The 9,659-nt window shown below is 71.8% G+C and carries 11 protein-coding genes; 6 read left to right on the top strand and 5 right to left on the bottom strand.

All coding sequences use genetic code 11. The annotated features are described in order from the left end of the window. Positions 1-29: 29 nt before the first annotated feature. From D7193_RS17040 to D7193_RS17050, 3 genes are all read right to left on the bottom strand, one after another. Positions 30-1,019: a sigma-70 family RNA polymerase sigma factor gene (locus D7193_RS17040; protein ID WP_174242655.1), complete on the bottom strand. Its 990-nt coding sequence runs from the start codon at positions 1,017-1,019 to the stop codon at positions 30-32. Positions 1,020-1,574: 555 nt separating this feature from the next. Beyond that, positions 1,575-2,534: an N-acetylmuramic acid 6-phosphate etherase gene (gene murQ, locus D7193_RS17045; RefSeq protein ID WP_120780523.1), complete on the bottom strand. Its 960-nt coding sequence runs from the start codon at positions 2,532-2,534 to the stop codon at positions 1,575-1,577. Beyond that, on the bottom strand, positions 2,531-3,445 hold the full coding sequence (locus D7193_RS17050) for a MurR/RpiR family transcriptional regulator (RefSeq protein ID WP_120780524.1): 915 nt from the start codon (positions 3,443-3,445) through the stop codon (positions 2,531-2,533). The genes murQ and D7193_RS17050 overlap by 4 nt, the downstream gene beginning before the upstream one ends. A 297-nt stretch (positions 3,446-3,742) precedes the next feature. Between D7193_RS17050 and D7193_RS17055 the strand changes: the two genes are divergently transcribed. Further along, entirely contained in the window at positions 3,743-4,435 is a 693-nt protein-coding gene (locus D7193_RS17055; protein WP_120780525.1) for an SDR family oxidoreductase, read from the top strand. An 8-nt stretch (positions 4,436-4,443) separates the two neighbouring features. Here the strand turns inward: D7193_RS17055 and D7193_RS17060 are convergent, their stop codons facing one another. Then, positions 4,444-5,172, bottom strand: coding sequence for a dTMP kinase (locus tag D7193_RS17060; RefSeq protein WP_120780526.1), 729 nt, complete (start codon positions 5,170-5,172; stop codon positions 4,444-4,446). 52 nt (positions 5,173-5,224) lie between these two features. Here D7193_RS17060 and D7193_RS17065 point away from each other — a divergent pair, with 52 nt between their 5' ends. From D7193_RS17065 to D7193_RS33710, 4 genes are read left to right on the top strand one after another with little or no spacing between them, the layout of a single operon-like run. Beyond that, entirely contained in the window at positions 5,225-5,914 is a 690-nt protein-coding gene (locus D7193_RS17065) for a nucleotidyltransferase (protein WP_338324092.1), read from the top strand. Next, positions 5,911-6,186 carry a hypothetical protein gene (locus D7193_RS17070; protein ID WP_241563154.1) on the top strand — a complete coding sequence of 92 codons (276 nt, stop codon included), beginning with the start codon at positions 5,911-5,913 and terminating at the stop codon, positions 6,184-6,186. The genes D7193_RS17065 and D7193_RS17070 overlap by 4 nt, the downstream gene beginning before the upstream one ends. Before the next feature lie 10 nt (positions 6,187-6,196). Then, on the top strand, positions 6,197-6,958 hold the full coding sequence (locus D7193_RS17075) for a metallophosphoesterase family protein (protein WP_120780528.1): 762 nt from the start codon (positions 6,197-6,199) through the stop codon (positions 6,956-6,958). Positions 6,959-6,964: 6 nt separating this feature from the next. Next, positions 6,965-7,108 (top strand): GPGG-motif small membrane protein, encoded by a 144-nt coding sequence (locus D7193_RS33710; RefSeq protein ID WP_165435832.1) that lies wholly within the window; start codon positions 6,965-6,967, stop codon positions 7,106-7,108. A 181-nt stretch (positions 7,109-7,289) separates the two neighbouring features. On the opposite strand, the gene D7193_RS17080 is transcribed toward D7193_RS33710, so the two are convergent. After that, positions 7,290-8,063 carry a M23 family metallopeptidase gene (locus D7193_RS17080; RefSeq protein ID WP_120780529.1) on the bottom strand — a complete coding sequence of 258 codons (774 nt, stop codon included), beginning with the start codon at positions 8,061-8,063 and terminating at the stop codon, positions 7,290-7,292. A gap of 245 nt (positions 8,064-8,308) precedes the next feature. On the opposite strand from D7193_RS17080, the gene D7193_RS17085 reads away from it, so the two are divergent. Next, positions 8,309-9,655, top strand: a complete 1,347-nt coding sequence (locus D7193_RS17085; RefSeq protein WP_120780530.1) for an ABC transporter substrate-binding protein — start codon at positions 8,309-8,311, stop codon at positions 9,653-9,655. Positions 9,656-9,659: the final 4 nt, after the last annotated feature.

The raw sequence follows: 9,659 nt of genomic DNA on the forward strand, positions 1-9,659 counted from the left end.
GCCGGCCGTTCCTCGTCATTACTACCAGCTCAGGCCGCCTGCAGCCCCTCCGCCCGGGCCAGCTCGCGGAGCCGGCCGAGGGCCTGGATCTCCAGCTGCCGGATCCGCTCACGGGAGAGCGAGAACCGCGACGCCACCTCGGTGAGGGAGTGCTCACGGCCGTCCTCCAGCCCGTAGCGGGCCCGCATGATGCCGGCCGAGCGGTCGTCCAGGTGGTTGAGCAGGCCCTCGATGCGCTGCCGCTCCAGCCCGGTCAGGACGATGTCCTCCGGCGACGGGGCGTCGCTGTCGGCCACCAGGTCACCGAGGTTGGTGTCGCCGTCGTCGCCGACCGGCGTGTCCAGCGACACGGTGTCCTGCGACCAGCGGACCAGCTCGTTGACCCGCTCGACGGTCACGCCGAGGGCCGCCGCGATCTGCTCCGGCTCCGGGTCGGTGCCCAGCTCGCGGGTGAGCTGGCGCGCCACGTTGCGCATCCGGTTGACGTCCTCCACCAGGTGCACCGGCAGCCGCACGGTGCGCTCCTGCTGGGCGATCGCCCGGCTGATCGCCTGGCGGATCCACCAGGTGGCGTAGGTGGAGAACTTGTAGCCGCGCTCGTAGTCGAACTTCTCGACCGCCCGAACGAGGCCCGTGTTGCCCTCCTGGATCAGGTCCAGCATGGGCATGCCCGAGCGCACGTACCGGCGGGCGATCGACACGACCAGTCGCAGGTTCGCGCGGATGAAGAGGTCCTTCGCCCGCTCCCCCTCGACGACGAGCCGCTCCAGCTCGTCCCGGTCGACACCCGCGGGGACGCGGTCCTCGTCGAGCAGGTGCTCAGCGTAGAGGCCGGCCTCGATCGCCTTGGAGAGGTCGACCTCCTTGGCGGCGTCCAGCAGTGGCGTCCGGGAGATCTCGTGCAGGTAGACGCCGACCAGGTCACGCTCCTCGGCGACCTCGTCGGTTCGCATGCCGATGTTCTTGTCCACGTTGCCCACGGTCCCCTCGCTCGCGCCGGTTGCCCGGTTCCTTGCCATCCCCACGTCCGTCAGCCCCCCGTAACTTCCGCTGTGCCCGTCGGTGCTGACACCTACACAACAGATGAGACGTGTCAGGGATTCCATGTCGTGAGTCGAAAGTGTCACGAATGCCTGAGTAGTAGCTGAGAGCACGGTCCATGTTTGCTGTCAGCTCCCCGCCGGGTTGCTCGCCGATGGGCACCACGCACGGGGTCGGTGGATCGACGGATCGCCGTCCGCCCCTTCAATGGCAACACCGCTCGTCGGTGGGGACAGCGACCCGGGTCACCAGCCTGGTGCGATCCTGGTCACTGCCGAATACGCACCAGCGGTCGGGTCGGTTCATCCACGGGATCGGTATTACCCCGCGCCATGGTGAACAATCCGCTGCCCGGTTCTATGCCCGGGCCCGGGGAGCGCGGCCGGAGATCAAAGTCGGGCACCTGACGGAAGGCCGGGTGATCTCCGTTGCGCCGGCCCCGGGCGGCCCGGGACGGCGGATACCCGACGCCGGTGATCCGGCGTTGATCAGGACGTGCTGGCGGGCGGACGTGACGGACGTCGCCGGCGCGGTCAGGGGGCGAGCAGGGCGAGGGCGCCGCGTACCTGGTCGGCCGAACGGGCCAGGGCGGTGCGTGCGGCCGGGATCCCGGCACCGGAGACCAGCGACACCAGGGCGACCTTCAGGTCGCCGTCGGCCTCGGTGAGCGCCCGCCGGGACACCTCCTCCGAGCAGCCCGTCGCCTCCACCAGGATCGAGATCATCCGGCCGCGGAGCTTGGCGTTGGTCGCCACCATGTCGATCATGAGGTTCGAGTAGACCCGGCCCAGGCGGACCATCACAGCGGTCGAGAACGCGTTGAGCACCAGCTTCTGCGCGGTGCCCGCCTTCATCCGGGTCGACCCGGTGACCACCTCCGGTCCGGTGTCCACCCCGATGAAGACGTCCACCGAGCCGGCCGCCTCCGCCTCCGGATTGGCGCACACCAGCACCGTCGCGGCGCCCTTGGCGCGGGACGCGGCGAGCGCGCCCAGGACGTACGGGGTGCGCCCGCTCGCGGCCAAACCGACCACGAGATCACCGGTGCGTACGCAGTCGGCCGCGTCGGCGGCGCCGCCCCGGTCGTCGTCCTCGGCGTCCTCGACGGCCCGCCAGACCGCGTCCGGCCCGCCCGCCAGGTGGGCGCAGAACCAGTCCCGGGGTGAGTTGAAGGTGGGGGCCAGCTCGGCCGCGTCGAGCACGCCGAGCCGGCCTGACGTGCCGGCGCCGAAGTAGTGCACCCGGTGGCCGCCCCGCAGCGCCGCCACGGCCAGGTCGACGGCGGCGGCGATCTCGTCGAGCACCTCGGCGACCGCGGCCGGCACCCGGCGGTCCGCGTCGTTGATCACCGTGAGCACGTCCCGGGTCGACATCAGGTCGAGATCGGCGCTGAGCGGGTTGCGGTGTTCGGTGGGGGCGCCCACCCGGACGGCCGGGCGGGCGGCCGGTGCGGGTGACGACACCTCGTCCGGCTCCACGGCGCCGGCCGTCATGCCCGCCTCCGTCCGCCGCCCACCCGGTGTGACTGGACGGCCTCGGCGGTCACCTCGAGGGCCTTCTTCGCCCGGGCCCGGTTCCGGGCGGCCACGCCGACGAAGAGGCAGTCGACGACGGTGAGCTGGGCGAGGCGACTCGCCATCGCTCCGGAGCGGTAGGTCGTCTCCCGGGCCGCCGTGGTGAGCACGAAGTCGGCCACCTCGGTTATCGGGGAGCGCGGGAAGTTGGTGAGCGCCACCGTGGCGGCGCCGCGGGCGCGGGCCTGCTCGAGCACCTCGATCACGTCGGAGGTGGTGCCGGTGTGCGAGATGCCGACGGCCACGTCGCCCCGCCCCAGCAGCGCCGCCGACGTGAGCGCGGTGTGCACGTCCGGAAAGTAGAAGGCGGTGCGGCCGATGCGGTGGAGCTTCTGCTGGAAGTCCGACGCCACGAAGCCGCTCGCGCCGGCGCCGTAGACGTCGATCCGGCCGGCGCCCGCGATCGCGTCGACCACCTGCTCGCAGACGGCCGGGTCGAGCTGCTCGGCGGTCTCCTCCACGGCCCGGGCGTCGTTGAAGGCGATCGTCGCGATGATCTGGGCCAGGTCGGCGCCGGGCGGGATGTCACCGCCGACCACCCGGGCGTCCGGGGGCTCCACGCGGCGGGCGGCCTCGGCGGCGAGCCGGATGCGTAGCTGCGGGTAGCCGTCCATGCCGACCGAGCGGCAGAACCGGATGACGGTCGCCTCGGAGGTCTCGGCTGCGGTGGCGAGATCCGTGATCGTCCGGCGTGCGGCGTCGGCCGGGTCGGCGACGACCAACCGGGCGACCCGCTGTTCGGCCGGCGACAGCGACGGGAGCAAGCCACTGATGTGGACGATCAGTCCACCAGGCTCGTGACTCGCAGAAATCTTCGGACTCTTCGCCACGGATGAAACTTACTTTCACGAGGCGTGAGCGTCAACCATGACTGCGCGTGTTGGGGAAAGTACCGCCGCCGTACTCCGTCCCGCGGGACAGCGTGCCATCCCCACGGTGCCGACGCGTCAGCCGCCGGGCCGGCTCCACCATCCCGGAGGGCGGCCCGCGGCGCGGGCATCCGGGCCAGGTCCAACCGTACGGCGTCGACGGGCGGCCGGTCCGGCAGGCCGGGATCGGACGACCCGGCGTCACCCGCGGGGACACCCGGGCCACCGCCGGAGGCGGGCGGCGCTAGCGTGTGCCGCATGGCGCGACGCAGTGTGCTGGTCACCGGAGGCACGGGTGGGCTGGGCGGGGCGGTCACGGCCGCCTTCGTGGAGGCGGGCTGGCGGGTGGTCTTACCGCAGCGGCCGAGCGGGACTCCGACGGCCCCGGCGGCCGGCGACGCGGACCGGCCGGTCGCGGACCTCACCGACCCGGAGTCCGTCGCCCGGGCCGTGGCGGCGGCCGCCGGCGACCCGTCGGCGCCGTTGCGCGCCGTCGTGAACCTGGTCGGCGGGTACGCGAGCGGCGGCCTCGTGCACGAGACCCCGGTCGAGGAGTTCGAGCGGATGTTCACGGCGAACCTCCGCCCCACCCACCTGGTCACCCGGGCGGCGCTGCCGCACCTCGTGGCGGCCGGCGGCGGGGCGGTGGTGTGCGTCTCCGCCCGGGCGGCGACCAACCCCTTCCCCGGGGCGGCCGGCTACGCCACCGCCAAGGCGGCCGTGCTCGCCTTCGCCAACGCGGTGGCCGTCGAGTACCGCCGCTTCGGTGTGCGGTGCAACACGGTGCTGCCCAGCGTCATCGACACCCCGGCCAACCGGGCCGCCCAGCCGGACGCCGACCACTCACGCTGGGTCGCCCCGGCGGAGATCGCCTCGGTGATCCGGTTCCTGGCCTCCGACGAGTCGTCACCGACCAGCGGCGCGGCGGTGCCGGTCTACGGCCGGGCCTGAGACCGCCGTCACGGGCCGGTCCGGGCCGCCAGCGACTCCGCGCCCGCGTCTCCGGCCGGCGGGGCGTCCCGTGACCCGTCGCCGGCCGGGTCGGGCCCGTGCCGACCGGGGAACAGGCCGTCGAGGTGGTCGCGGATCTGCCGGGACACCTCCTCGGGCGACGCGCCCGCGTCGACCAGGACGAAGGTCGGGTACTCCGGCAGCGCCCGGTAGGCGGTGTCCGCGGCCGTGAGCCAGCCCATCGTCTCGTGGTCGGTGCCCCGCCGCTCGATCCGCCGGTACGCCTCGGCCGGGTCCACGGCGAGCAGGAACGTCACCTGCGGCCGCGGGAAGACCCGGTAGCCGGCGCGCGCAAGCCGTTCCCAGCGGTGCCCGCCGTGTGCGCGGATGCTGGCGTACTGGCAGGCGGCGTACCGGTCCATCACCGCCGTCCGGCCGGTGAGAAGGCAACTGACCAGCGCGGCGGCGATCGCGAGCCAGCGCAGCACCGACTCCACCGCGAGCAACCCGTCGCGGCCGACGAGCCGCTGCGCGTCCGGACGGCCGAGGCGGTGGGCGAGCCGGCCGAGCCAGCGCCGGCCCCCGGCGTTGCGGTGGTAGGTGGCAGGGCGCCCGGCCGCGGTGAGCTCCTCGGCGAGCCGGTGCGCCTGGGTGGTCTTGCCCGAGCCGTCGATGCCGATCAGGGCGACGGTGCGCAACCGGCCCGGGTGGCGGCGCCTCCGCAGTGATCTCACCACCTTGCCCAGGCTATCGGACCCACGCTCTCCGGGCCGGCACTATGTCCCGGTTATGCCGTGTTCGCACCTAACCGCCACCGACGCAGGTGTGGGCGACCGGAATGCCGGGTATCGAAGTTGGAATCAACCGCCAGTTCACGACCGACGGGAGACCCAGATGGCCGAGCGCGGGGACGAGAGTCTTCTGCACACCCTCAAGAAGGTCGCCGCCGTGCTCAAGCAGTCCGACATCCCGTTCGCACTGGGCGGCAGCTTCGCCGTGTACGCCCACGGCGGCCACTCCAGCGAGCACGACGTCGACTTCCTCATCCGGGAGTCCGACGTCGAGAAGGCGCTGGAGGCGCTGGTCGAGGCGGGCTTCACGGCCGAGCGGCCGCCGGAGGACTGGCTGGTGAAGGTCTACGACGACGGGCGGATGGTCGACCTCATCCACCGGCCCATCGAGACACCGGTGACGGAGGAGACGTTCGCGGACACGATGGTGCGGCCGGTCGACGCGATCCACATGCCGGTGCTTTCGGCGACGCAGCTGATGGTCCACAAGCTGCTCAGCTTCTCCCAGCACTACTGCGACTTCGCCCGGGGCCTGCCGCTGGCCCGCTCGCTGCGGGAGCAGATCGACTGGGAACGGGTACGGAAGGAGACGCAGCACTCGCCGTACGCCGAGGCGTTCCTCGTGCTGTTGGACCGGCTGGAGGTGGTGCCGCAGTCCGGCACCCCGGCAGAGAAGGGGACATCGTGACCCAGCACCGCGGCACCGGTATCGGGCCACCCGACGAGTACATCGAGGCGGAGATCCACCGGCTGCTCGCCGAGGACCCCGCCGTCGCCGAGCAGGGCATCACCGTCGTCCGCCGGGAGACCGGCCTCGTCCTCTACGGCGAGGTGGAGAGCGCGCACCGGCGGGAGGAGATCGTCCGCCGCGTCGCGGACCGCTTCCCGGACGTGCCGGTGACCAGCGAGATCGGGGTCATCCGGACCGAGGCGCCCACGCAGATCGAGCAACTGCCCTGAGGGAGGTTTCATGGTCATCCGGATCGCGGCCGTCGGCGACGTGCATCTGGACGAGGACGTGGTCGGACGGTTCCGGCCGGCCCTGGAGGAGCTGCCCGACTGCGCGGACGTCCTGCTGCTCGCCGGAGACCTGACCCGGCACGGCACCGAGGCCGAGGCGCGCTGCGTGGCCCAGGAGTTCGGCGGCCTCGGCGTGCCGGTGATCACCGTGCTGGGCAACCACGACCACCAGTGCGACCAGGTGCCGCAGGTGGTCAAGGTGCTGGAGGACGCCGGCATCACCGTGCTGGAGGGCACCGGGGTGGTGCTGGAGTGCGCGGGCGGCCGGCTCGGCGTGGCCGGTGTGAAGGGCTTCGGCGGCGGCTTCGCCGGGCGCTGCGCGAGCGACTTCGGCGAGCCGGAGATGAAGGCGTTCGTCCGGACGACCACCGACAGCGCCGACCGGCTGGCCCAGGCGCTGCACAGCCTCGACTGCGACCTGCTCGTGGCGCTCACGCACTACGCGCCGGTGCCGGACACCCTCGCCGGCGAGCCGCTGGAGATCTACCCGTTCCTCGGGGCGTACCAGCTCGGTCAGGCGATCGACTCGGCCCCGACCGCGCTGGCCCTGCACGGGCACGCCCATGCCGGCAGCGAGCGGGGCGTCACGCCGGGCGGGGTCCGCGTCCGCAACGTCGCCCACCCCGTCATCAAGCAGGCGTACAGCGTCTTCCACGTGGGCGACCACCTTGATCAGGGAGAGGTTTCCCGCCTGAGCGCGTCGGGTACCTGACCCGACATGGAGCTGATTCTCTGGATTCTCGCGGTCGTACTGGTGGTTGCCGGCATCCTGGCGCTGTTCCGTCGGCAGATCCTGTGGGGCATCGTCCTCATCATCGTCGGGCTGCTCGTCGGCCCGGGCGGTGTCAGCATCTTCAATTGACGCCGGCACCGCCTCCCCCACCCCGACCCGCCGGGGTCACCGCGACCCGTTGCTCCGTCCTCCCGACAGGGGCACCGGACGCGGTGGCCCCGGCGCCCTACTGTCCGGGCCCGCCGGGGTCCGCCGAGCCCGGGCCCGCTCGGCGGGACCCGGCCACGGTCGACCGGGCCCGCCGGCCGCGTCAACAGCGCGGGACGTTCGGGATGTAGCCGTCGTAGCCGGTGTAGACGTACGCGTCCGCGATGAACCGCCCGGAGCCGATCCGGTCCCAGATCGAACTCGTGCCGTACGTGCCGGTGACCGTGGTGCCGCTGGTCTGGCACTGGATGGTGACGCGCGTGCCGTCGGCCACCGTGCCGACGGCCGAGTAGTTGGTGCCCGGCCCGGAGCGCACGGTCAGCGGCGTGCCGCTGGTGTCGACCGTGCCCGAGCCGGCGCCCGAGGAGCAGGCGTTGTCGCTGGTGTACGTCTTCGTGCCCCAGTAGAGGGCGAGGCTGCCGTTGAACCGCACCTGGATGTCGCTGCCGTTGAGGCGCTGCTCGTAGTGCAGGTGCGGGCCGGTCGAGCCGCCGGTGCTGCCGACCCAGCCGATCACCTTGCCGTAGCCGACGCTCTGGCCGACGGAGACGTTGAAGCCGTTGAGGTGGGCGTAGTACGTGGTGTAGCCGCCGCCGTGGTCGATCCGTACGTACTTGCCGTAGCTGGTGCCACCGAGGTCGGTGACCCGGTCGACGGTGCCCGGCGCGCTGGCCACCACCGGGTCGCCGAGGTCGTCGGTGCGGTTGAAGTCGATGGCGTACGCCGGGCTGTGGTCGCTGCGCGTCTGCCCGGACCAGGACTGGCCGCACGGGAAGGGCACCTTGAACGTCGGGGCGGCCATCGCCGGCGCCGCCGGGAGCAGGGTGCTCCCGAGCAGCAGGGCGGCCGCCATCAGGCTGAACCAACGTTTACGCATCCAGTTCCCCCTATGTCGAAATCCTTCGATGGGATGCGTCTAGCCTGACAGATATCGCCGGCTATCGAAAGAGGCGGGGATCTGGGCCGGGAGCGTGCCCACGGGGGGACCCGAGGTTTCCGGATTGTTACTCGTCCGTGTCTGACAGGGGGTGGACCGCGCCGGATGCAAGCGCTTACATGTGGAGACGCCCATCGGACCGGCGCCGGGGTCACCCGATCGCGCCGGCAAGAAAGGAGGACGGCATGGCGGTCTTTGCCAGACCACGCCAGGCCTTCGTGATCGCCGGCGTACTGGGGCTGGCGCTCAGCGCCGCCGCCTGCGGCACCGGCAACGACAAGGGGAGCAGCAGCAACGCGGACTCCGCGGAGTGCGCCGCATACGACAAGTACCAGGGCCACGACGGCAAGAAGGTCACGATCTACTCCTCGATCCGGGACATCGAGGCCGACCGTCTCGACGAGTCCTGGAAGCAGTTCGAGGAGTGCACGGGGATCGACATCGACCACGAGGGCAGCGGCGAGTTCGAGGCCCAGCTCGGCGTCCGCGTGGACGGCGGCAACGCCCCCGACCTGGCGTTCATCCCCCAGCCTGGTCTGCTCAAGCGGTTCGCCGACGCGGGCAAGCTGAAGCCGGCGCCCGCCGACACCAAGGCCCAGGCCGAGCAGAACTACCCGGCCGACTGGCTGAAGTACAGCACCGTGAACGGCACCCTCTACGGGGCGCCGCTCGGCTCGAACGTGAAGTCCTTCGTCTGGTACTCCCCCAAGCAGTTCCAGGAGAAGGGCTGGACCGTCCCGACCACCTGGGACGACCTGATCAAGCTCAGCGACACGATCGCGGCCACCGGCATGAAGCCGTGGTGCGCCGGCATCGAGTCCGGTGACGCCACCGGCTGGCCGGCCACCGACTGGATCGAGGACCTGATGCTGCGGACGGCGGGACCCGAGGTCTACGACCAGTGGACCACCCACGGCATCCCGTTCAACGACCCGAAGGTCGCCGAGGCCGTCGACCGGGCCGGCACCATCCTGAAGAACGAGAAGTACGTCAACGGCGGCTTCGGCGGCGTGAAGAGCCTCGCCACCACCTCCTTCCAGGAGGCCGGCGTGCCGATCACCACGGGCAAGTGCGCCCTGCACCGCCAGGCGTCCTTCTACGCCAACCAGTGGCCCGAGGGCACCAAGGTGGCCGAGGACGGCGACGTCTTCGCGTTCTACTTCCCGGCCGTCGACCCGGCCAAGGGCAAGCCGGTGCTGGGCGGCGGCGAGTTCGTGGCGGCGTTCGCGGACCGGCCCGAGGTGCAGGCGGTCCAGACCTACCTGGCCTCCGGCGAGTACGCCAACAGCCGCGCCAAGATCGGCGACTGGGTGTCGGCCAACAACAAGCTCGACCTGGCCAACGTCGCCAACCCGATCGACAAGCTCTCCGTCCAGATCCTCCAGGACAAGAGCACGGTCTTCCGCTTCGACGGTTCCGACCTGATGCCGGCCGCGGTCGGCGCGGGGACGTTCTGGAAGGGCATGGTCGACTGGGTGAACGGCAAGGACACGGCGTCGGTGCTCCAGGGCATCGAGAGCAGCTGGAAGTGATCTG

The organism is Micromonospora costi, assembly GCF_003626655.1.
Taxonomy (GTDB): Bacteria; Actinomycetota; Actinomycetes; order Mycobacteriales; family Micromonosporaceae; genus Micromonospora; species Micromonospora costi.